Here is a 24,135-nt window from a genome sequence, read left to right as displayed (position 1 = left end):
GCCTGAAAAAGCAATTATTCTGTTACAATGCCACCCAGATATTCAAAAACCATAATGATTAATAATGAAAATTGGTCTTTTTTACGGCTCCAGCACCTGCTACACCGAAATGGTAGCAGAGAAAATCCGCGATATCCTCGGCGAAGATTTGGTTGATCTCCACGACATCAAAGAGACAACACCTGAATTAATGGAAGCGTATTCGGTACTGATTCTTGGCATCCCAACATGGGATTTTGGTGAATTGCAGGAAGATTGGCTGGCTATTTGGGATCAACTTCCTGCCCTTAATTTACAGGGAAAAATTGTTGCCATGTATGGTATGGGTGATCAAATTGATTACGGCGAATGGTTCCTTGATGCTCTCGGTATGCTATATCACCATTTACTCCCTTCAGGTGTACATTTCATTGGTTTCTGGCCGACAGAAGGTTATGAGTTTACCAGCCCGAAGCCATTAACTGATAATAACTCACAGTTTGTCGGGCTGGCTCTGGATGACGTCAATCAATTTGAGCAAACTGATGATCGTTTATCGCAATGGTGTATGCAAATCCTGCAAGAAATGGAACCCTTACTTTAATCAGGGTAATTTCAGCTCAATCAGATATCAGGATATTGCAATAATAATTGGTTGATATTCCTCCACTCATCCTGTGGCACGCCATCGGACGCTATCCATAAACGGATTTTTTTCCGGTTATAAAAAGATTGCGCTGTGATCAGCACACCATAGCGGCATATCCACGGCTGCCGGATAATTTGCCACTCATGTTTTTTCCATTGCAACTTATTATTATTGAGCAGAACCAAAGGCCCTTGTAATTTACGGATATTTTTCTGGCTACGCCCCCAACTGGCAATAACCAACAGTACCAGAGGAAGCCAGAAAATAGAGTCATCCGCCGGCCACGGAGCCAACAATACGATGAGCGCGATCACACCATGGACGCAGGTGGAGATAAGCTGGGTATTCCAGGATACCCTGAGATCACATTTCCACAGGACCACGAGCTTTATTTCTATTCTGAATAAGTTTAATCATGCGGAATAGCGCTTCATCTTCCGGACGTCCATGATTCATCAACCAGTTGAACAGATCAGGATCAGCACATTCAAGTAAGCGAATAAAAAGTTGTTTATCATCAATACTCAGTGAGTCATATTCATGCTTAAAAAACGGCATAATTGAAATATCCAACTCACGCATTCCACGCCGACATGCCCAATGTATACGTGCTTTATTATCAATATCCATGTTCAAAAAATCCCCTTTTTAATTCTTATTGTTTATCTTAAAATCATTAGCCATTAAATCGCCCGGCAAACTCATGCATCATGCCAGCTAATAGCAATAATAACTACTTGCATTGTGCTTTAGCTCTTTTACCATTATGCATCATTGGCTTAAATATCTGACTGGCAGGATGTGTCATGACTTATAAAACTCCGTTTTCTTCACAATCTCCATTGTCTTCATCAACTCTTCCCCTGACTTTAATCTCTCTGAATGACTGGGGCCTGGTAACAGCAACCGGACCGGATGCAGAAAAATATCTGCAAGGTCAGGTAACAGCAGATATTTCTGCTCTTGCCGCGAATCAACATGTGCTCAGTGCACATTGTGACTCAAAAGGCAAAATGTGGAGCAATCTGCGTCTCTTTCATCGTGGTGCAGGCCTTGCTTATATTGAACGCCGCAGTGTGCTGGAAAACCAGCTTACAGAGCTGAAAAAATATGCGGTATTTTCCAAAATCACCTTTCTTCAGGATGAAAATGCGGTATTGCTGGGTGTTGCAGGTAAAGGCTGCCGTGAAGCACTAAGCAATATCTTCCCAACGTTGCCGGATGCGGATAATGCTGTGGTTGAACATGACACCACTACTTTGCTCCATTTTGCCCTACCGTCTGAACGTTTCCTGTTGGTTACAAACCCGGCAACCGCTGAACTGTTAACAGAAAAACTTCCGGCCCAGTTTAATAACAGCGAACAATGGCTGGCACTGGATATTGAAGCAGGTTTCCCGGTCATTGATGCCGCCAACAGCGCGCAGTTTATTCCACAGGCAACTAACCTCCAGGCACTCGCGGGGGGTATCTGTTTTAAAAAAGGGTGTTATACCGGTCAGGAAATGGTGGCCCGTGCTAAATATCGCGGCGCAAATAAACGCGCAATGTACTGGCTGGCCGGTAGTGCTGCCAAAATGCCTGCTGCCGGTGATGATCTGGAATGGCAATTGGGAGATAAATGGCGGAGAACCGGTACCGTTTTAGCTGCTGTTAAATTGAATGACAATAGTATTTGGGTACAGGTCGTCATGAATAATGATATGGAAAGTAATAGCGTGTTCCGGGTCCGTGACGATGAAGAACATTCACTGACCATTCAGCCTCTGCCTTATTCCCTTGTTGAAGAAAAATAATTTATGAGGTTTGTATGTCGTTAGCAGTAGCTGCCGTTGATTTTGGCCCTTTTACGGATGTAATTGGTTTTTTGATGGAACTGGATAAACTGAAAAAAATTCAGCGGCACACTAAATTATTGGATAACCACCGGCAGGAAAATTCAGCAGAGCATAGCTGGCATTTTGCTATCGCTGCGATGAGTTTTGCGCCGTATGTGAAAGAAGTCGATATTCAGCGGGTTATTCAGATGGCATTGATTCACGATATCGTTGAAATCGATGCCGGTGATGTGATGGTTTATGATTTAGCTGCCCGTGAAGCCATTCATGATCAGGAAGTTAAAGCCGCTAACCGTCTTTTTGGCTTACTACCTGAAACTCAAAAAAATCACTTTCTGTCACTTTGGCAGGAATACGAAGCAGGGGAAAGTCAAGATGCCCGTTTTGCTAAAATGCTAGACAGACTAATGCCAGTTCTGATGAATCTGCATAATAAAGGCCAGAGCTGGGTGGAAAATGGTATTCGTCTTGAGCAAGTGATTAACCGCAATCAATTTATTGCCGATGTCTATCCTGAATTGTGGCAATATCTGCTGCCACAATTAGAATCTGCTCAAAAGAAAGGCTGGTTGAAGTAACTTTTTCCCAACAATTTCATACTACAAATTCAGGGCGCCATATAAAGAATATGGCGCACAAAATTAGTTTCAGTTATTTTATCAGCAACATTGGACAAATCGATGGACGTCTTATTAAACCAAGCTCAGGTCAAATATATTCTCAACCCGCCATTGACTTAACTTGCAGTCGATACGAAATCAATGATGCAAGTTCCGACAACGGTTTATCACTTAACAACAACTCCAAAGGGATATCCAGACGTAGTTGTTTATTAATTTTTTGGACCAACATCAAACCATTCAATGAATCAATACCGTTGTCGGTCAGTAGTTGATCAGGCTGAAAGACCTCAGCTGGCGTACCAACAATCTCGCTACAGAAAGCCTGTAGCAGACTGACAATATCATCCAGATTATTTACCTCAAACAGGGTGTCTGCGGGCAAAGCCTGCATCAAACTTTCCTGCTGAATATCACGCAATAGTGCCAGATGACGCATCGGCCCGGAGAGTAAATTTGACCAATCAGCCAAGAACGGCACCAGTTGCGGCTCAATCCGAGCAAACAAGCGATCTAAAATAGCTAATCCTTCCTCTGAACCGAATGGCTGTAAGCCACTGTTTTCCAATACGGTGAGAGTACGACTATCCCGCAAAGCGATCCCCGCTGCCCACGGTCCCCAGTTAAGACTTAACGCAGGTAAACCTTGCTGACGCCGTAAGCAGGCCAGACTATCCAACATGGCATTCGCTGCTGCATAAGATGCCATGCCAGGCAAAGCCAATAATGCACCCAACGAAGAAAACATAACAAAATGCTCTAAAGGTGCATCAGCCAACGCTTGATGCAATGTCCAGGCGGCTAATGCTTTAGCGGCAAACACGCTATCAAACGCCTGGGGACTCAGTTCACGATACCCCTGATCTTCAACATACGCAGCACAATGAATCACCCCACGCAGCGGTTGGCTGGCCTGTTGTCGATACTGAGCCAAACAAATGTTGGTCATCTCCACATCACCGAGATCAATCGACAAATAATTAGCTTCAATCCCCTGCTGGTGCAGCATTTCCAGTAACTTCTGATCCTCTGTATTAAGAGTATGACGACGCCCAACCAATAGCAGATAACGAGCACCATGCTGTACCATCCAGGGAATCAATTGACGCCCCATATCACCAAAGGCACCCGTCAGTAAATAGCAGCCATCTGGCCGAAAACGCACTGGCGGCAATGCAGGTATTTCTGGCAATGGCACAAGGCGCAGCACATAACGTTGATCATGGCGCAGAGCCAATTGATCCTCTCCATCATCGGTCAATAGCGCATCCCACCATTTGGCTGGAGCAGTGGTACTGTCAATATCTAATAATCCACCCCACAATGCGGTTGCTTCCTGTTGACCAATAACTCGCATCATTCCCCATAATGCCGCCGCAAACGGATCAGGTAGATCCTGCTCAGTGACTTGATGAGCAGATTGCGTCGCTACCCATAAACGCGGTTTCACCGAGCGCTCAGCTAGTGCTGTACACAAATGAATTAAAGCATGATAAGCCATCTGCGGAGCCTGTAATGGCCAAAGGATCAATATTCTTTCAGTCTCAGTGGGAAGCGCATCAACTAACTCCTGAACTTTCTGATAACTATCAGGCAAACCAGAATGTAACGAAGCATCCCCACCACGGCGTTGCAACTCATCAGCCAATTCTTCTACCAGAACATGTTCACCACCCAAGATAGCCCATTGCGTTACAGACTCTGTTGATAACTGAGAAGGGAGTTTACGCCACTGGGGTTGGCCGACGACCAGATTGTGAAGTCTGGAGGACAAACTGTTTTTTCTATTACTGACAAGCTGAACGCAAAACCCGCTGATCTGACAAAGCAATATACCGCTGTCAGTATAAACATCGATATCACCAAACCACTGTTGTTGCGTCTGCTTAGTGTTTCGAGCATGGGCATGAACCCGACCTGACAATCTACCATTGATACGCAAATGCTGAATACTTACCGGGATACGGAAATCGCCGGCAGGAATTGGCGCGTGAATATCAACAGACTGAATCGCTAGCAATGATTGGAAGATGCCATCCAAGGCCGCAGGGTGAAAACCCATTCCCTCTGGTGCAGGCGGCAATTCAATTTCACAGATTGTTTCTTCTTCACCGACAAACGCATGGCGCAGAGTACGAAAAACACCACTATAGCTGAAATGCAGATGTTGGAATGCCTGATACAACATCTCTTGGTTCCACCTACAAGGATAGCGATCATTGACAGCTAGCGGCGGAAGAGTACCCGCCGTAGCGCCCGGTACGACTATGCTCACCTGCGCACTCGCTGCCAGTTGATAATGCACATGCTCCTCTAGATTCCGAGCAATATGCACCTGTATTTCCATGCGCTGGCGATCTAACTGTGTCTTTAACCTGAACTCCATGCCTGATTCCAGCAATAAAGCGGATTGCAATACAATATTGTCAAGAGCCAATCCGACACCTGGAAAACAAATCCTAGCCGCCGCCAGCATGACTTCGATATAACCCGCAGCCGGGAACATGGCATTCGCCATGACCACATGATCGAGTAACCAAGGTACTTGTTCCACGATCAATTCAGCTTGCCAACTCTCGCTGCCTGGCTGGGCTTCGCCCAATAATACACCGCTCAATGTACGCAACCGACGACGACGGCTAATCTCTGGCTCATGCCAATAAGATTGCTGATGCCAAGGGTAGGTTGGTAGATCGATTGGGCGCGCTGTCGGCATCAGAGCTCGCCAGTCAGGTTCAATGCCGGCTTCAAACAGTTGCCCTAATAATTGTGGCCAATTCTGCCCCGAACGACAGGCAAACACTTGCCCACGATAGGGTTTACTCCAATTTTGCAATCCACTACTAAGCAAGGATTGAGGAGAAATTTCAAGAAAATGATAGAAACCCGCTTTGAGCATATTTTCTACCGCATCGTCAAAGCGGAATGGCGTGACCACATTGTCAGCCCAATGCTCAGGACGCAACTTACCCTTAATCAATTCCCCTGTGACTGATGAAAACACCGGCAACAAGGGTTCTGCCGCAGGAACGGTTGCCGCATCCGCAGTCAACCCAGCCCTGATTGACTCCAAGTAGTAAGAATGAGAAGCAATTCTATAATTGAGCCGACTACTGGCGATACGCTGATGCTTTAAGCGATCAGAAACAGCAGCTAATTCGCTTACAGGCCCAGACAACAAGCAACGATCGATACTATTACGTCCAGCTATCACCACAGCAGGTTCGGCTCCCGGGGCAGACAAATGAGGCAATATCTGCTCCACCGTCGCGGCCACGATCAATAATCCGCCGCCTTTATTCAGCACACGTTGCAGATAATGATAACGCTGGTGTAAAAGTGTCAGCGCTTGCGTTAGATCATAAATGCCCGCCAGATAACACGCCGCCATTTCACCGGAACTATGACCAAGTAACGCCGCCGGTCTAAACCCCCATTTCTGCAACTGCACAGCCATTGATACCTGAACAGCAAACTGCATCGGCGGCTCTATCAATTCATCGGCAGAGATCAATGCCGCATATAAGGAAGGTGCAGAAAACCCAGTCCAAATGGCTTCGCAACGGTTAAATTGCTCAGTAAACTCGGAAAATTGCTGAAACCAAGCTACAGAATCTTTCCAAACTTGACTGCCAATGCCTGCAAATATCCAAGCTAAGCGATCCACTTTTTTACTGTTGGACTGCGGCGGTACATTCAGATTAGTTAACTGTTGTTGCAATTGTTTTCGATTACTAAAGGCGATTCCTTTACGCAACGGAAAGCCGTGACGAGTAGTCGCCAAGCTATAGCACAGATCATCAAGGGCAATATCTGGCTTTTGTTGTAGCAAATCGGCAATCTGCTGTGCCTGCTGTTTCAGGGAAAACTCAGACTGTGCAGACAGTGGCAACATGAAAGCCAGCCCTTCCGTTTCCCGAAGTTTTACGGGAGGAGCCACATAATTGCTCAATACCACATGGACATTCGTCCCACCAAAACCAAAAGAATTCACTCCAGCAATGACTCTGCCTGCAGGCAACGGCGCTAACTGCCGGGGGACTTGCAAGCCTAATTCCGCAAAAGGGATATGGGGATTAGGCGGATCTGCATGTAAATTGCCCGGCACTTTCCCTCGTTGTAAACACAATACCGCTTTAATTAATCCGGCAATACCTGCCGCCGCTTCTGTATGACCAATCACGGATTTACACGCGCCGATCAGCAATGGGCGATCTGTCGGTTCTGGACGGCATACCCGCCCCAGTGCTTTTGCTTCTATCGGATCACCTACCGCCGTTCCAGTACCATGAGCCTCAATATAATCAATCTCTTCAGGAGCAATCCCCGCCTGAATACAAGCTGCACGGATCACCTGTTGCTGTGCGGCACTGCTCGGCTGAGTAATGGTAGAAGTACGGCCATCCTGATTTGCCGCTGAACCGTGGATCACTGCTAATACGGGATCGCCATCCTGCAAAGCCGCACTTAGAGGTTTCAGCAAAACCACGCCCACCCCTTCACTACGCACATAGCCATCTGCGTTAGCTGAAAAACTGTGACAGCGATTAGAGAGCGATAAAAATCCGGTGCGACTTTCCATCACCGAGAAATCGGGCATCAACATCAACTGACTTCCCCCCACCAACGCCAGTTTCGATTCCCCTCGACGCAGACTGTCACAGGCCAGATGTACTGCCAGCAGAGAAGATGAACAAGCGCTGTCAACAGTCAGGGATGGCCCTTGAAAATCGAACACATGGGAAATACGGTTTGACAGCATAGTTCCCATCGAGCCAGTTGAAGTATAACCCGTTGCCTGACGCAAATCGGTGAATTGCAAGTGCATATAATCATGAGTGAAAGCACCGATATAGACACCAACCGCCTGACCTGCCAACGATTTTGGTGGAATTCTTGCTCGTTCCAGCGCTTCCCATGTCACCTGTAACATCAAGCGATGCTGCGGATCGATAAAAGGCGCTTCTGTACTACTAATATCAAATACCGCCGCATCAAAGCCAACCACATCAGCGATAAATCCCCCTTCTCTCACCACCATTCGTCCTGGTAGATTGCGATCCCGAGAATAATAAGCCTGATTTGACCAACGTTCGGGGGGTACTGGGGTAATCGCGTCATCTGAGCCGCACAACAGATGCCAAAATTCCTCTGGGGAGCTAACGCCCCCCGGAAAACGGCAACCCATACCGATAATGGCAATCGGCATATTATTATTATTTTTCATCATATCGATATCCATAGTGATATTTCTTACTCCGATTAGTTATTTACAAAATTATTGTGCTTATTCATTGATGCCAAGTCGTCGTGTTGGGAATATATTTCGGTGGACGAAGCAATAAGCCAGGTGTCACCAATAATTAATTGTTGATCCCCGTATTCAGTTATTAATTTGCAATCATTAACGCTGATATTAGTCAAACCAGCGTTGAACAGTGTCACACCATATAGATCAACATTGGACAAATTGGCGGCCATTATTGACATATCATCCAAGTTTTCTTTGGCAAAATAAGCAAGACGAAGGCCTGAACCCATCTTCCCTTTATTTAATAGTCGTTCAGACCAGCTTCATTAATCACTGGATTCCTGTACAACACTGTTAACAAATATCTTGCCAGATGTACCTGCATTTCCGAATGATCCATCAACACCATTTTCACCAGGTACTCCTGGGTTGCCCTGATTACCGAATCCTCTATTATTAACGTGACCTACACCACCTATTCCGTTTATCCCTCTCCTACCGCCTGTTCCTCCATTACCCCCATTACCTCTATATGACAGAGCATTAATTACTGGCTGACCCTCAGTGAAATTAACGTATATGTTACCCCCATCTCCCCCATGACCCCCATTACCCCCAGCTCCTCCATCTCCTCCATTACCCCCATTTCCTCCATACCCAGCACTACACTTGTTTGTTGCACCTCCCCCATTCCCGCCATTTCCTCCATTCCCGCCATTACCCCCACTACCGCCATTACCCCCTTTACCACCTATCGATACCGCATTTACGACTCCTGTAAGAAGTTGAGCATGAATAGTTACGTCATTTGCACCTCCAGCCCCCTTGCCATCCGTCCCTTGTGCTCCTGAAGAACCGCTAGTTGCATCAGTACCTGCTGTGGCTTTAGTAGAGCAGCTGCTTTTACCATCTGTGCCAGCATTACCATTACTGCCATTAACCCCATTACTTCCCGGTGCACCACCAAAACCATCAACTCCATCAACGCCTCTACTGACAATGCTCTGCTTTTTATCACTTCCATTGCCTACAACAGTGTTAGCTTCGATCTTACCGTTAGTGCGGTAAATAATTTGACCTCCCGGTTCTATGATTACTTGGTCATATACCAAGACAACCGGTTCGCCATAGTCATCTTTATCTTCAACAATCAATGGAACATCTGCGGTAACAGTGATTCTTTCGCCACTGTATAACGCAATCTTCATCGGGAAACGCTTAGCATTAAGAATTTCTTCATAATCTTTGACTAAAGCAGAATCACCATAAATATAGGCACGAAAAGCTTTGCACAAATCAATATGATTACCCTTAACGTTTGCTAGTCGTTCAGCAGAAAACGGTTCAGGTAACGGATGATGGGGTTCCATTCTGCCAGGGCCATACTCACTATCAGAAACACCTCCCAGTTTTTTCAGCTCTTGTACAGTTTGCACTGTAAAAAATGCAGGGGGCACAGTAGCCGTTTTCAGATCGTTAGAAAATAGTACCGGCCCGTCAAAATCCGAGGTCTTAAGTTGCTTTGGCTGTTGTTCTACCCCGACCAGATGATGATATTTATGTAATATTGCTAAAGTTTCAGTAAAAGTTCTCATTTTATTCATGGGAATTCTCCTAAGTTTGAATATAAGTTTGTACATTTAAAATAACGATAGCTTCATATGTCAATTGTCCATCAGGACAAACATCCGTTCAACAATAGGTAAAGATCGACTTTCTCCGGAAAAAATATATACCCGTTATCTTTCAAGTTGCCTCTTTGTTGGCTGCACTCGCTCAACCCGGTCACAGAGTTAGCTATGCGCCCGGGAATTCGCTCCCTTGCCGTCGCGATGCATCTTGAAATCTATAGGGTATAGATATTTCACCAGCGGATATATCAGAAGAATAATTTCCATGATAATTAACATATCCTCATTAAGTTTTTTTCAACCAGAAATACCCAGAATTAATTAGGTAAATATTTATCCATTTTGCAGAAAGAAATTGGATGCAATATTTAAATAATTTCTGCACCACTAGCGATCAGGTTTCCGTTCATGACCGTTGATATATATCTTGCCAGTGATACCGTCATCGCCAAATTCTCCTTTAAGACCATCTCTACCATAGTCTCCTTGAAAACGATTTATACCGCCGAATTTACTACTCTTTCCAGGTTGCCCGCCTACTCCACCCCACCCGCCTTTACCGCCTTCCCCGCCAAGACCATTAAGTGACACAACCTGAAGTACTGGCTCACCGTCAGAGAAATTAATATATATGTTACCACTGTCCCCACCTCGTCCCCCATTACCGCCATTCCCTCCATTCCCTCCATTACCCCCATTTCCCGCCGCCTCAGGAGAACACTTCGCGGTTCCACCCCCCCATCACCCCCTTTACCCCCCCAGCCCCCCATACCGCCACGTCCACCGTTACCCCCATTCCCCCCTAACGTCGCCGCCCCTATTTCCCCAGTAACATGTTGAACATTAACAGTCAGATCAGTTGCATTTCCAGCCGCTGCACCATCTCCCCCTATTGCCCCGACAGAACCGCTGGCTCCATCGGTACCTGGTGTGGAGTTAAATAAGCAACCGTTTTTACTATCTGTACCAACATGACCATCGCTGCCATTAGCACCACTATTTCCTGGCGCACCATCAAAACCATTGGCGCCATGACTGCCTTTATTAACAATGCCCTCATCTTTAGTGCTTCCATTCCCTACAATAGTATTAGCTTCGATACGACCATTAGTGCGGTAAATAATTCGACCTCCCGGTTCAATGATTATCTGGTCATACACCAAGACAACCGGTTCGCCATAGTCATCTTTATTTTCAACAATCAATGGATTATCGGAGGTGATAGTAATATTTTCGCCACTGTATAGCGCAACCTTCATCGGGAAACGTTTAGCATTAAGAATTTCTTCATAATCTTTGACCAAAGCAGAATCACTATAGATATAAGCCCTAAAAGCTTTGCACAAATCAATATGATTACCCGTGGCATTTTCCAGTCGTTCAGCAGAAAACGATTCAGGTAACGGATGGTGGGGTTCCATTTTGCCAGGACCATACTCACTATCAGGTATACCTCCGAGTTCCTTCAGCTCTTGTATCGTTTGTACCGTAAAAAATGCAGGGGGCACAGTAGCCGTTTCCAAATCGTTAGAAAATATTACCGGCCCGTCAAAATCCGAGGTCTTAAGTTGCTTTGGCTGTCGTTCCAGACCAAACGGATGATGATGCTGATGTAATATTGCCAAAGTTTCAGCAACAGTTCTTATTTTATCCATAGACACCCCTTAGAGTTTAAGTTTGTACATTTATGATAAATTTACATATTAGTTGACAGATTTTCCTAAATTAAAAAATATCTACTGATATCGCTGCCAGTTGTGACACCAAATTGCTAATAGCCAGAATGTTTTCAATATCGGGTAATGCCAGAAAAATAATTCCTATGAGAATTAATTAGATAATTATTTATTCACTTTCCAGAAAGCGATTGAATACAACATTTAAATTACACAATTTAAAATATTAATGTAACTTTCAACTTTTTTCATTAATTAAAGAGAATATTTCTGTAATACATCACTCATTTTTAATGTGTGCTAATTAAAACTTTTGATTTTATATTTATCTCATCAGGTATTATTGAATAATGAAATTATGAATAGGATTTAAATTAAGGATAGAAATAATTATTTTTTACAAGAAAAAGGTTTTTTTACGAACAAGACTGATTAAAGCAGTTTCCGGGATATGAGCATTAACAAAACCAATTTTTGTTTCTCGTTTTTCACTGAAACTTTATGATGGGCAGGTTTTAAACTGTTATTATAAGTTTTTATTTTAACCTCCGATTTTAATCAGTATAAGGTTTTAAAAGTTACTTTTCCCCTTTTTTGATTCCTGCTTTTTATTAAGTTTAATCATCATGGAATATCGTATTTTACGTTTGACGAAAGTTAACCATACCCGGATTTTATCTTTACTGATTCTGTTTTACTGGCAATCCTGCGCGTTTTTTATAAATCAGCAGTAAATGGCCTGATGATATTTTAAAGACACCCATTGATGTTTTTTCAGATAATATTATTTTACGTGCTGATTTCTTTTCAACTCTCGGTTAATAGTTAACGAATTCCAGCTAAATGTCATTAACTGCCCTATTAAAAAGGGACATTCATTATGTGAATCCGCCGCTAAAAATTTATCTAATGAATGGTTTTTACGTTTTCTGACCCGCACGCCCCCGGAAAACGGCACCTCATACCGATAATGGCAATCGACATATTGTCGCTTTTCATCATATTGATATCCATAGTGATATTCTTTACTCCGATCAGTCGATTACCATATTATCGCGCTTACTCATTAACACCATTCGGTCGGGCTGGGAATACATTTCGGCGGATGCGGAGGTAATCCCGGTGTCATCAATGATTGATAACTGATACCACTATTCAGTAACTGATAACGCAAACCACTTGGACAGGTGGTAGCATCATTCATCGCCTGAGTGATATCAATCGTTACCCCAAAAGCGATATTAACCGGCTGTAATGTATTGTCAGCCGCAGTGCGGATGATACGTAATGGCGATCCACCACAAACTTGCAAGTGGTTATTGCCGACCTCACTTACCCGAATCACAATAAAGTTACAATATCCTCGGTAACTCAGATCAGTATCCGGCGGCTGGTTGGCGATAATCCAATATTGATCATTTTGTTTTTCGATGATTTTAGCATTAGACAACAGGCTATAGCCGTTATCGGTAAATACCTGACGCAATTCCTTTGATATCACGCCACTATCTAATGAACTCATCAGCTCAAGCGCCGCGCTGAATAAAGGAACACCTGCCAACTTATTACCCGCTTCTTCAAACGGCAAAGCCACCGCGCCATTCGTCAAATTAGCACCGGTTAATTTGGCTTCCGTAAAGATAGTGCCTTGAATTGAAGCAAAAGCCAGAGATGCCGGTTTAAGACCTTGGGTGGGTTCCAACATCGCCTTGCTGAAGTCAGTACCGACCAGATTGGCATAGGATAAATTCGCCCCATATAACCGCGCCTGAGTGAAATTCATGGTCGCTAAGTTGGCATTCGACAAGTTGACTTGTTCCAGATTAGCGTTGTCGGCTCTGGCGTCGCTGCCGTACCAATGAGCGCCAGACATATCAACCGCGTAAAGATTAGCGCCAGTCAGAATAGCATTAGGCATAAACGTGTTAGCAAGAATCGCTGCATTGCCGCCATTGTCTTGAGCAACATCTAATTGCCCATTCTGACGGTGGATAAATAGCGGTTTACCCTCATGTTCGACCAACCAGTTTTGACCGGGTTGACGAACCAACACCTCCGCCTGACCGTTAATCAGCACTTTACCCTGATACAACAGACGACGTAATTGTTCGGGCAGTTGCTGGTTATCCAGCGACTGAACCTCGGCTTCATCCAGATATGCCACTGTGGATAAAGCACCAAATTGAGCGCCAGTCAGATTAACACTCTGCAAACTCGCATTGGACAAATTCGCCCCAACTAAAGAGACATTACCCAAGACAGTAGCACCGGCTAGATTAGCGCCGACCAAAACGGCGCCATTGAGTGATGTATTATCCAGATTCGCCTTCTTCATCGATGCCATCAGGAATATGACTTGATCCAACCTCTGCTTACTCAGATTGACCCCATCCATCTGTGCTTGAGTAAAATCGGTTTTAGCGGTAATCGTGGCATCAACCAGATCCATCCCTGTCAGTACCGTAGCCAATAAAGTGCTGTCGCTGAGGTTTAGTTGGCTATAACCGGTGGTTAACGATAGACGGGCATTGGTCAGATTAGCGCTACTAAAATTAACATTATTGATATTCGCCCCGGTAAAATCAGTCCCCACTAACGTGGCTTGATTAAAATCCGAAGCCTGCAAGGTGGTATTTTGCAAATTCACCAACGTCATGATTGCCTTAGTAAAATTGCAGGAAGCCAGACTAGAGCCGCTTAGATCAACATTAACCAGATTTGCCTGAGATAAATCGGCATTCTCCATTATCACTGAAGGTAACACTGCACCAGAGAAATCCGCCCCAGGCGCTTGTAGACGATTCAATATAGGCTGACCACCACTGCTCTTACAGCCACGAAAAATGGCATTCGGTAGCTCAGCGTCAGGCATATTGGTGTCACTACCCACAACACACTTTTCAAAAAGCGCATTTTCGCCATGAACATGCGTTAAATCAGTTTTACTTAAATCACAACCACTAAAATTGCAATCATCAACTTTGACATTAGTTAAATCAGCGCCAAGCAATGTCGAGCCATGCAGATCGGCATTGGACAAATCGACGGCCATCATCACCATATCATTCAAATTTTCTTCGGCGAGATAGGCAAAACGCAAATCTGCTCCCATCGCCCCCCATTCTTTGAGAAATTCCAGGCTTTTTGTCACTATGGTACGGGTAAATTGGGCTGATAGGGGCGGATTGCTACTGACCGCCTGCCAGATCAACCCAGATTGCTGCGCCACCAAATAGCTATCACCACTACTACTGATACGACGAAGACGAAATCCAGATCCTCCCACCTCTTCCAACCGGATCTCGGCAACCGTGCCATCGCGCGGTTGATTAGCCTGAGGAGTATTACCGCTTGCGGCCAAGTATTGACCATTGCCTGCCTGTAACCAAAAGCGAGTCATGCCATAAGCATTAATCATTTGATTCATCGCCCCTGATTGCCTGTCGGACAAGCTGAGCGTACCATCCGCCTGAACAGTAATCAGTTGGCCTGAAGTCGCTGCAAATTGCCATTTGCCAGCAAAAGATCTGGATTCACTCATGTCATTATCCTCGCGGCAATTGATTTACAGAAACTTTTCCACCTCTCCCAGCCTGACCACCGCTGGCGCTAATACCTCCAACGCCATATTCTCCATCAAGTGCATGTGAACCGTCACCATTTACACCACCACGCCCGGCTATCCCTCCAGCACCACCCGCCTGCCCGAGTCCGCCATTCCCGCCATTAGAGGAGGCAGATACCGGTTTCGCTAAGCTAGTCTGGACATATCTGATCCAAACATTACCGCCATCGCCACCATCACCGCCATTGCCGCCATTACCCCCATTGCCACCGTTACCGCCAATACCACCCGGCTTTCCTGACGATGATGAATTACCACGCCCCCCATTGCCGCCATCACCCCCATTGCCGCCGTAACCCGCTATGCCGCCATCACCACCATTACCGCCATTATTACTAATACGCACCACACTCTGTACGTCAAAACGATTACAACGTAGGGCAAACCACCAGCCAGAACCTGATTGACCATCCTGACCATTCTGACCTGATTGACCATCACCACCAGGACTACCGGCAGTGGGTGGCTTACGGCGAGAAGCATTCTGACCATCAGCACCCCGTTGGCCATCAGCGCCATTGACACCATCGGCACCATTCACACCGCTAGTACCCACAATTAGAATATTTACGACCATAACTCCTCCTTGCGGTTATTGTTTTTTGCCGTTGATATAAATTGAACCTATGGCACCTGCTTTTCCGGCAGTTCCTGTGTTCCCCGATGAGCCACCTTTGCCTGGGTTGCCACTGGTATAACCCGTACCACCACCACCACCGGCACCACCAGAACCACCGTTGCCACCTTTACCACCGTTACCACCAATCGCCCTTGCCTGGAACGTCGCGCTTCCTCCTTCATCATAAGTGAAATAAATGTTACCTCCGTCACCCGCATTACCTCCGTTACCACTGCTACCACCATTACCGCCGTTACCACCATTGCCACCATTGCCAGCCCTACACTCGCTGGTAGAACCGCCGCCATTCCCTCCTTTTCCACCATTACCACCATTACCACCGTTACCACCATCGCCACCATTACCGCCTTGTGTCAGCATATTCACAAAACCGTTAAGGGTACCTGTTTTAAAATTAACATCACTCGCATGCCCACCGTTCTCACCATCACTTCCTCTGGCACCATCAGTACCACCGCCACCAGCGGTACCGTTCGTAGCCGACGTTGCGCAAGAGTTTTTATTATCTTTACCAGCATTGCCATTACTGCCGTCTCTTCCAGCGGAACCATTGTTTCCGCTCCCACCATTGCCTCCGTTACTGCCAATATTTTCAATGTTCGGGCCATCATTATCACCCGGGGTTGGATAGGGGTTTGGGGAATTAACGACGACGACTTCGTTCGCCTCAACCGTGCCATTGGTCAAATAAATAATCTTACCGCCAGGTTCAATCGTTATCTTATTAAACACCAAGTTAACAGGTTCACCGTGACTATCTTTATTCCCGACAATCAATGGATTACTTGCAGTGACAACGATATCTTCACCACTGTATAACGCGACTTTCATCGGAAAACGTTTAGCATTCAGAATATCTTCATAATCCTTGACTAAAGGAGAATAACCATAGATATAAGCACGGAAAGCTTTACATATATCAGCATGATTACCGGTGACATTCGCCAATCGTTCAGCAGAATAGGGTTCAGGCAACGGATGATGGGGTTCCATTCCGCCCGGGCCATACTCACTGTCAGGCACCCCGCCAAGTTCCTTCAACTCCTGTATAGTCTGTACGGTAAAAAACGCGGGTGGCACTGTGGCTATTTTCGGATCGTGAGAAAATATTATTGGCCCGTCGAAGTCCGACGTTTTTAATTGTTTTAGCTGCTGTTCTGTACCAGTCAAATGATAATGCTCACGCAATTCAGCCAAAGTTTCGTTAACAGATTTCATTTTATTCATGGGTATTCTCCTGAGTTTGGGTATAAGTTTGTACGTTTAGAATCACAGAGGCGTCACATATCAGTTGTCCAACTTGCTTAACAGTCAGGGTGTCGACAACTACCACGATCGGTCGTGAAGTCGGATTACTAATATTCAGAACCGCGTCATCAGCAATCTCCAGTTCAGCAATCGCAAAAACATCAACTGTTGCCGGCAAGGATATCGGTGCATCAACCGGGGGGATGCCAGAAAGGATCAACAGCTCCGCTGCTGACGGTACTTCTGCCGGATAAGCAGGAGCCAGTGACTGTGGATCGTTAGGCCGTAAAGCGCCTTGCGACGAAGATGAAATAACGACTTTCTCTGTTACATCGCTCTCCGAGAGACCTAATAACTGCAAAACCGCTTTAAATCCTGAACTATAATTTTTTAATAACATATTTTTCTCCGAGAAACTGTAGACAGAAATAATCTGCAAATTATCGCTATCTACTGTGCAAATGACCGGGTAACGGGTATTAACATCTGTAATGATGAAATAACCATTTTCATTGACTGTTTCGATAGTTGCCTTGTTGCTAAGAGGATGTTTGTTATCAGCAAAAACCACATGGATTTTGTCCATATCGTGTTGCTGGAATATCGGTAATTGATCGATACCCAGATCGAATATCGGCGTGGTTGGCGTCCACTGGCTGATCTGGGGTTGGGTACGTTGATTTTCACCCAGGAACTTGCCGTAATTCATTGCCACCAGGGTACGGAATGGATCTATCGCCAGATGTGCCGCCACAATATGCTGGCGTTTAGCCGGATCAGGGACCAGTGTCGAATCAGGGACAGTGACCAGGAACTTACCGTCAGGCTCATAGATATCAAGGAGATAATCCGTTGGATCACGTCCTTCATTACGGTATGACAGAATATAAATATATCCCTTAGACTCGACCGCCACATCCAGATAAGTTATGCCGTCTGGCTTATTCAATGGCATATAGGACAGATAATCAGCCACGACAATTTCAGCCGGATTCGTTGCATCAAGGGTTAACAGCCAAGAGCGGGCGCCAGCAAGATCATCAATTTGCCATTTGACACCTTGACCGATAGCGATGACCCGTACATTACTTAAATCGTTATATACAGATACTATTTGTCCCTGAGCGGTCAGCGTGTAAGTCGCGGGTTTCTGCGGGTCATATACCGACCAGCTCTGCCCTTGCTGTATCACGTCAACCGTTGTGCTGCCAACTGGGTCAATATTACCGTCTGCGGTCTGGTTATAACTCAGATAGATCCCGTCCTCAGCAAAAGCGGCAATAATTTGCTCATCCAGAACTCCAGTATTCAGCGAACGCATAAAGCTCGGATCACTGTTACTAAACAGGAATGTCAGCCCTTGTTCACGAAACGCTTGTTGTAATGCCGAGGAGAACACCTGAGCATCCAGTGTTGCCTGATACTCAGCAGTAGCCAGTTTAAACAGTGTTGCCCCTGGAAAACTTGGAAATGGGTTCCCTTTAGTATCGAACGCCTGAATACGGGTATTGATTGTTTCCAGTAATAAGATGCGACCATCTGGCGTGATAGTCAGGGCAATTGGCCCATGAGTTAGCCCTTGTCGAACCCCTTCTCCAGAAACAATCTGTGCAGCCGGAGCCTGATCATCCGGATAGCCCTGATCACCCAAGGCCAGGATCTGCATCTTGCTATATTGCCAACTGACAGCAATGACATAGCCGCTCGGATGAACCACCATCGCATCCAGATGAGGAATAGTGAACGTCCCCCAAGACAGCGGATTATCCGTCAAACCAAAATCATGTTTACCATCACGCAAGTCCACCCGACGCAAATGATATTCACCGAATCGTGAATCAATAATAAAGTTATAAGGTGTGATGGTTTTGTCGTCCGGTCCCTCGCCAAAACTGTTATAACTGATCAGGGGTTGTACTTTGAAACCCACCTTAGATAATTTCAGACGCTGATTCAGCGTGTCGTTGCTCAACGTGGAAATGTTTTGCAACACATACATCTGACCGCTATTGGGTGGACTGGATGGATCTTCCAATGGAATATTCTGACCAGAAGCCTGGTAACAATAACCAACCTGATAATCTGAATTCAGGATTGTCATATTGACCAGTTTGCAGATGTTATTGCCTACATTGCTACAATTGGTTGAAGACTGGGTTTCCAACGGCACGCTGCCTTCAATCCACTGATATTCCTTCTTATCGCTATCGTAAGACAACTGTTCCCAATATTCGTATTGAGTGACCTGAGTCAGAGGCACCAACATCTCTTTTATATTGCCACTGACGCGCATGATGCCCTCATTGGGGTTGTCTGGCTGCGCATTCAGCAGCTCACTGGTGTAGCTCCCCGCTAACCAGCCAGTAGCAGAATAAACATTAGCCTTGATTTTGAGGGTGCCACCCCAACCAACCGAATTGAAATTAAAAGATAGCGGCGTATTGGAACCGGTTGTAGGTAATGGAATAGTCTGGGTGTAATAGGTGCCGTTGGTATATTCGACCGTCACCTGGCACTGAACGCCCACCGGCGGCCAAATTGCGGTTTCCGGGCGACCTGTTTCACCATGAGCAGGATCGGGATGCAGGGTAAAAGCCAGGGTCATCTGGCGCTTGATATCCACTTCTAATGTCGCTGGCGTGGAGAGCAATTCCCCTGTAGTCACTGCAATCTGAGCCAAATCCAGCGCAATTGAAGCAAGCCGGAACGCCCAACCCACGACAGGAACCGCCTGAGCGGCTGCACTGGCTGCAACTTGGGCTGTAACATAAGTGGCTAGCGCTTCCAGTCCTTTTTTAGCCAAAATACCGATGGCAATACTGGCTAAACTGGTGAGCACTTTTTTAGTATTGAATAACGCTGAACCGACAGCGGCGCCACCACCAATCAATGGGAAAGCAATACCTGCTAATATGGCAACGTTATCCTTATTAGAAATAAAATCTTTATACCACTGGCTGTTGGTCACTGCGGCTCCAGCCAACATCATCAGGGATGGAATACCGTACTGGAACATCCCGGTTAAAATCACACCCGGCCAAACAATCGGGTTTTCCCAACGGGAAGTTCCCAAGCCTCCAAACAGGAACTTAGCCGCCTGGGCTTCATCCGGCCAAGGCAAGCCAAAATTAGTCGGATCAGTGGGCATCGGAATTCCCATGATCGTATTGACATTAGCCAATACCCCAAGGGCTTTTTGTGATGGCGTTTCGAATAATGCCGCTAACTCTTTAGGAAAATAAAACGGCCAATTACCGTCAACCGTTGGATTATCGATCGGCTGTTCCATTTTAGTGTCTTTAAAGAACTGAATATAGACACCTAACTGACGTAAATATTTATTCTTAAAATCAATGGAAAAATGGCTTTGACCGGGATCATAACGAATGCTGTCAGCATACACATCCATACCGTGATTAGGTGTGCGGTTAGTGGCAGTCCAAATTTGGCTGGTATCTCGCGGAACATTCAATGCTGAAGTTTGATCTTTGAACTCGGTAACGTCGAGAGACGCACTTTGGCTGACACTCCAGTTATGATTTTGCAAACGGGTGTCATTATGCGAGGTTCTCAACGCATTAGAGGCCGGCGATCCTGAATAATTCTCTGTTTCATCCGATAGATTATATTGCATCACCGGATCACCTTCGGCGAAAATCACCTGCCCATCTTTACCGACCCAGTCAAATTCATAAAACATCTCGTTGCCATCAGGGTCAACCAATTGGCCATAAGTGGCAAAACCGCCTGTCTCTGTCGCAGGTCCCTGACTCGATATTGATATGGCCAGTTCATAAACCCGGTTATATTGCTGTGGGTCTATTTCCTGTGGTGGGGCAATATGTGCATTCATCACAATTGATGCTGCATAAGCCTGACTGTTGGACAATTCCGGATGAGAAAACACAATAGAGCAGGCAACATCCCAAGGTGTTTTCATTTCATTAGTCGCAACCAATAAATCGCCACAATGAATAGGGTTTCGCGCTAAATGTTGGCTATTAACACCAAGAGCACTCAGTTTACCTGGCAAAGCCACACCCATATTATTTACAGCCAGTTTTTCTATGTTACGTTTGGCATAACGACGTAAATGAGCGTTAGGGATATGGTAAGAAAGATGGTAAAGAACCGGTAACGAAGAACGGTAAGGCCCGGATTTATCACCAACCACTTTAATTAGAGTAACGTGATGAGGTAAAAAATAGTGTTCAGGTATTTCTGCGAAATGGCTAATACCGTGCGAGCCATAGCGTAGAACCATATCTATCGCAGGGTTATCAGCCGCCGCTCTGGCTAAACTTGACTCATCATGTTCTTGCAACGGTACATTATGTTCACCAACCCAAAGACTTAATTGACTGGATTGGGTACGTAAATGGCCTTGAGCTAGGTCAAAATGTAGAATTTGCGTTTTCATTTAGATTTTATCTCTGTTAATGATTATTTTTGTTATCACAATAAATACTCAACAACCGTATAAATAATTCGGCGGAAAACTCTGAAAAAATAATTATCATGAGAATGAACACATCCCCCTAAAAACTTATTTTTCAAATGAGAAACACCTGAAATTAAGTAGAAAAATATTCATCTACTTTACAGAAAGCAATTGCATATGACATTTAAACTCCACAATTAACAATATTAATGTGATTTTCAATTTTTTCCATTAATTAAAGAGGATATTTATGTGACGCATAGCTATTTTTTAATGTTAGCCAATTAAGAATTTAAATTTTAAATTTTTATTATCCGATATTATTAGCAAAGAAAAACAAAAGATCAACAATAAGACAAGGCGATATTTTTCAATAAGTTAACAAGATAAAAACATACGCATAATTAAATCATTAACATGAGTTAAATTAAAATAAAAAATAATTACTTGTAATTATAAAACCTATCTTCAATAATAAAAAACAACCTTTAAACAAATTAATCTCATAAATAAATGCTTAAACAACATATCAGAATCTAATTTTATTACCAATTATAAACCACTCTATTTACAATATTTTCCAAATGTTTTAAAAATACTATTAATACTGTGAAATGAAATATTATCTTAGCGACAATATATACCCAAGAAACTTCAAGATGCAGTTTTTAGCACCTGAAAATGGTCGTTAATTCTAGACGTCAGCGAGTCCGCTATATCAGGTAGCGTTGTGGTGAAAAATTTGAAGACTTTGTCTCGAAATTCATGTTTATCCGCGAAATAACGGTTATTTCGAACATGTTCATTCATGACCTTCCATAATCGCACTATCGGGTTTAAATTTAGCAGCATCAGTTTTGGCCTGGTTTACCGTACCATCTAAGTTTAAGATAACCTTAAATTTCCCTTTGTTATCAAAAATCTCAAGATGGTTCTTATGTTGACTATCAAGATATAGCTGATCACCTTTTTTAATCACTTTTCCAATATTGTTATTAGCTTTATAAACACTCTGCCCCTGATATATTTGGCTGGTTTTTTGTGTGCTGTTTTTTATTTGAGCACCAAAACCGGGTTGAGTAAGAAATTCATTCATATTTCCTACAGCCCCCTGATTCGGTTGATACGGTTGTTTACCTTTTCCAACATTCCCGCCGCCTTTTGCTCCAGCCTTACTGATCCCTCCGGCAGATGCAGCAATCCCCGTTTGCCCCATAATCTTCACAATTTCTTGGGTGGTTTCTTCTGAGCCTCCGGTGATTTGGGCACGATGAAGCACTAAATTGCGGGATAAGTCAATATTCGACAGGGCACCCCGTAAATCTGCCCATTCCCGCACTTCTGCCGGTGTGAGGGAATCCAGCCCCTGCATTCTGGCTTTTTCCTGAATTTCGTTCATCCGGGCACTGTAATCACCCTGTAATGCCCGCAGCTCTTTAGCAACCGCAACACACTGGTCAGCCCCTGAACAAGTTGCTATCCACTCCTAAACCTGGTCATATTCCTGCCGATATTTATCTCTGACAGTCACACGACAACTGCTATCTCCCTGGCAATTGACCAGTTCCTCACTCCTTGAGTGATTCTGTTCAACGCTTAAATGGTTATTGTCCACAACAAGTAATATCCAAACTCGCGATCATACTGGCTGTAATTAAGTAGCTAAGGATCTGAAGAGGATTTTCTTTTGCGAATTTCTTCTATCTTCGCCAATACCCAAATCCCAATTCCAACAGGCAATCCTGCACCAACTCCTACTCTCGCAGTGTAAATAAAATCATTCCAATGATAATTAAAATAACCATTTTCAAAATAATAAAGTGCAGGTACAGCTAACCCTGCAATAAAGGCCAAAAGAAAAATAAACGATGTCCAGTAAACTGTAAGTAGGATAAAAGCTTTTAATCCTATTCGTTTATTTTCCATTTTTAGCTCCATTTTCTTTTATCTGGTTTTCAATACCAGTGCCTATTACTGTACCTACAACAGTACCTCCGATAGCCCCACCTATTTCTGACGCTACAGGACTGATAACGACAGGAGCCAGTTTATCTGTAATTATTTTTCCACCTTTAGTACCCGCTACAGTACCAACAGCCGCACCTATAACAGCTCCAGTTGCATCTTCACCTTTAAGCTTGCTACCTAGCCAAACTCCACCAATATTTACCCCTTCTGTATATATCAAACCTTTACCTTGGGTTAATGCTCCCACCCCGGCAGCTATAAGCGTGTCAGTATAGCTGTAACTCTCGTTTGGTTTCATAGTGATAAGCTGTTTTCCGGTGTCAGATATTGCACCCAGTAAAGCTCCACCCACTACGGCTGCGGTCCCAGCAACAGGCGCAACTATAGTACCTCCCACAGCAGAAGCACCTGCACCCCAAGCAACTAACAATCCTCTTACCGGGTCTTGCCCTTCCGGGTGATCGCCTTTGGCATGTTTTGACAATGCTGCCGAAATCTCTTGAGAGGATTGACCTTTATTTGACATAACGGTAGCCAGACTTGATGCTGATCGACCGTAATCGGCCATC

Annotated in this window: 16 protein-coding genes and 1 pseudogene; 3 read left to right on the top strand and 14 right to left on the bottom strand. The window is 44.7% G+C overall.

Going from position 1 to position 24,135, the window contains the following annotated elements:
- Window positions 1-64: 64 nt before the first annotated feature.
- Window positions 65-583 (top strand): flavodoxin FldB, encoded by a 519-nt coding sequence (gene fldB / locus PTE_RS02435; RefSeq protein ID WP_036842902.1) that lies wholly within the window; start codon window positions 65-67, stop codon window positions 581-583.
- 20 nt (window positions 584-603) lie between these two features.
- Here fldB and PTE_RS02430 read toward each other — a convergent pair whose 3' ends face one another.
- On the bottom strand, window positions 604-1,011 hold the full coding sequence (locus tag PTE_RS02430; RefSeq protein WP_036842899.1) for a protein YgfX: 408 nt from the start codon (window positions 1,009-1,011) through the stop codon (window positions 604-606).
- The gene (sdhE, locus tag PTE_RS02425) at window positions 992-1,258 is read right to left on the bottom strand and encodes an FAD assembly factor SdhE (protein WP_036842897.1); all 267 of its coding nucleotides are present in this window, start codon (window positions 1,256-1,258) and stop codon (window positions 992-994) included. The genes PTE_RS02430 and sdhE overlap by 20 nt, the downstream gene beginning before the upstream one ends.
- A gap of 176 nt (window positions 1,259-1,434) precedes the next feature.
- On the opposite strand from sdhE, the gene ygfZ reads away from it, so the two are divergent.
- Window positions 1,435-2,424, top strand: a complete 990-nt coding sequence (ygfZ, locus tag PTE_RS02420; RefSeq protein WP_036842895.1) for a tRNA-modifying protein YgfZ — start codon at window positions 1,435-1,437, stop codon at window positions 2,422-2,424.
- A 14-nt stretch (window positions 2,425-2,438) separates the two neighbouring features.
- Window positions 2,439-3,044, top strand: coding sequence for an HD domain-containing protein (locus PTE_RS02415; protein ID WP_036842892.1), 606 nt, complete (start codon window positions 2,439-2,441; stop codon window positions 3,042-3,044).
- 142 nt (window positions 3,045-3,186) lie between these two features.
- Here PTE_RS02415 and PTE_RS02410 read toward each other — a convergent pair whose 3' ends face one another.
- From PTE_RS02410 to PTE_RS02355, 12 genes and pseudogenes are all read right to left on the bottom strand, one after another.
- Window positions 3,187-8,316 (bottom strand): type I polyketide synthase, encoded by a 5,130-nt coding sequence (locus PTE_RS02410; protein ID WP_165577069.1) that lies wholly within the window; start codon window positions 8,314-8,316, stop codon window positions 3,187-3,189.
- Between the two features lie 32 nt (window positions 8,317-8,348).
- Window positions 8,349-8,627: a hypothetical protein gene (locus PTE_RS02405; protein ID WP_036842887.1), complete on the bottom strand. Its 279-nt coding sequence runs from the start codon at window positions 8,625-8,627 to the stop codon at window positions 8,349-8,351.
- 36 nt (window positions 8,628-8,663) lie between these two features.
- Window positions 8,664-9,941, bottom strand: coding sequence for a hypothetical protein (locus PTE_RS02400; protein WP_036842884.1), 1,278 nt, complete (start codon window positions 9,939-9,941; stop codon window positions 8,664-8,666).
- A 563-nt stretch (window positions 9,942-10,504) separates the two neighbouring features.
- Window positions 10,505-11,623, bottom strand: a complete 1,119-nt coding sequence (locus PTE_RS02395; RefSeq protein ID WP_339366704.1) for a collagen-like protein — start codon at window positions 11,621-11,623, stop codon at window positions 10,505-10,507.
- Between the two features lie 1,087 nt (window positions 11,624-12,710).
- Window positions 12,711-15,185 (bottom strand): pentapeptide repeat-containing protein, encoded by a 2,475-nt coding sequence (locus PTE_RS02390; protein WP_036842882.1) that lies wholly within the window; start codon window positions 15,183-15,185, stop codon window positions 12,711-12,713.
- A 4-nt stretch (window positions 15,186-15,189) separates the two neighbouring features.
- Window positions 15,190-15,846, bottom strand: coding sequence for a hypothetical protein (locus PTE_RS26775; protein ID WP_051477089.1), 657 nt, complete (start codon window positions 15,844-15,846; stop codon window positions 15,190-15,192).
- Between the two features lie 15 nt (window positions 15,847-15,861).
- Window positions 15,862-17,136: a hypothetical protein gene (locus PTE_RS24800; RefSeq protein WP_036842880.1), complete on the bottom strand. Its 1,275-nt coding sequence runs from the start codon at window positions 17,134-17,136 to the stop codon at window positions 15,862-15,864.
- Window positions 17,129-21,577 (bottom strand): C-type lectin-like domain-containing protein, encoded by a 4,449-nt coding sequence (locus PTE_RS25550; protein WP_036842879.1) that lies wholly within the window; start codon window positions 21,575-21,577, stop codon window positions 17,129-17,131. The genes PTE_RS24800 and PTE_RS25550 overlap by 8 nt, the downstream gene beginning before the upstream one ends.
- 675 nt (window positions 21,578-22,252) lie before the next feature.
- Window positions 22,253-22,441 (bottom strand): annotated as a pseudogene (locus tag PTE_RS24790) (IS630 family transposase); the annotation flags it as partial.
- The gene (locus tag PTE_RS24280) at window positions 22,401-22,997 is read right to left on the bottom strand and encodes a hypothetical protein (RefSeq protein WP_241826105.1); all 597 of its coding nucleotides are present in this window, start codon (window positions 22,995-22,997) and stop codon (window positions 22,401-22,403) included. The gene PTE_RS24280 and the pseudogene PTE_RS24790, both read right to left, overlap by 41 nt.
- A 263-nt stretch (window positions 22,998-23,260) precedes the next feature.
- Entirely contained in the window at window positions 23,261-23,524 is a 264-nt protein-coding gene (locus PTE_RS02360; protein WP_036842874.1) for a hypothetical protein, read from the bottom strand.
- On the bottom strand, window positions 23,514-24,092 hold the full coding sequence (locus PTE_RS02355) for a hypothetical protein (protein ID WP_245218982.1): 579 nt from the start codon (window positions 24,090-24,092) through the stop codon (window positions 23,514-23,516). Before PTE_RS02355 ends, PTE_RS02360 begins: the two co-directional genes overlap by 11 nt.
- Between the last annotated feature and the right edge of the window lie 43 nt (window positions 24,093-24,135).

Source organism: Photorhabdus khanii NC19 (assembly GCF_000517265.1).
Classification (GTDB): Bacteria; Pseudomonadota; Gammaproteobacteria; order Enterobacterales; family Enterobacteriaceae; genus Photorhabdus; species Photorhabdus khanii.
The sequence above is the reverse complement of the archived record's forward strand: the minus strand, read 5'-3'. Positions and strand labels throughout refer to the sequence as shown.

Bases quoted from the DNA above. Each gene is read 5' to 3' on its own strand.
- PTE_RS02410 (WP_165577069.1), bottom strand. From the start codon at position 8,316: ATGATGAAAAATAATAATAATATGCCGATTGCCATTATCGGTATGGGT.
- ygfZ (WP_036842895.1), top strand. From the start codon at position 1,435: ATGACTTATAAAACTCCGTTTTCTTCACAATCTCCATTGTCTTCATCA.
- PTE_RS02395 (WP_339366704.1), bottom strand. From the start codon at position 11,623: ATGGATAAAATAAGAACTGTTGCTGAAACTTTGGCAATATTACATCAG.
- PTE_RS02400 (WP_036842884.1), bottom strand. From the start codon at position 9,941: ATGAATAAAATGAGAACTTTTACTGAAACTTTAGCAATATTACATAAA.
- PTE_RS02360 (WP_036842874.1), bottom strand. From the start codon at position 23,524: ATGGAAAATAAACGAATAGGATTAAAAGCTTTTATCCTACTTACAGTT.
- PTE_RS02355 (WP_245218982.1), bottom strand. From the start codon at position 24,092: ATGTCAAATAAAGGTCAATCCTCTCAAGAGATTTCGGCAGCATTGTCA.
- PTE_RS02390 (WP_036842882.1), bottom strand. From the start codon at position 15,185: ATGAGTGAATCCAGATCTTTTGCTGGCAAATGGCAATTTGCAGCGACT.
- PTE_RS02415 (WP_036842892.1), top strand. From the start codon at position 2,439: ATGTCGTTAGCAGTAGCTGCCGTTGATTTTGGCCCTTTTACGGATGTA.
- PTE_RS02405 (WP_036842887.1), bottom strand. From the start codon at position 8,627: ATGGGTTCAGGCCTTCGTCTTGCTTATTTTGCCAAAGAAAACTTGGAT.
- sdhE (WP_036842897.1), bottom strand. From the start codon at position 1,258: ATGGATATTGATAATAAAGCACGTATACATTGGGCATGTCGGCGTGGA.
- fldB (WP_036842902.1), top strand. From the start codon at position 65: ATGAAAATTGGTCTTTTTTACGGCTCCAGCACCTGCTACACCGAAATG.
- PTE_RS25550 (WP_036842879.1), bottom strand. From the start codon at position 21,577: ATGAAAACGCAAATTCTACATTTTGACCTAGCTCAAGGCCATTTACGT.
- PTE_RS24280 (WP_241826105.1), bottom strand. From the start codon at position 22,997: ATGAACGAAATTCAGGAAAAAGCCAGAATGCAGGGGCTGGATTCCCTC.
- PTE_RS26775 (WP_051477089.1), bottom strand. From the start codon at position 15,846: ATGGTCGTAAATATTCTAATTGTGGGTACTAGCGGTGTGAATGGTGCC.
- PTE_RS24800 (WP_036842880.1), bottom strand. From the start codon at position 17,136: ATGAATAAAATGAAATCTGTTAACGAAACTTTGGCTGAATTGCGTGAG.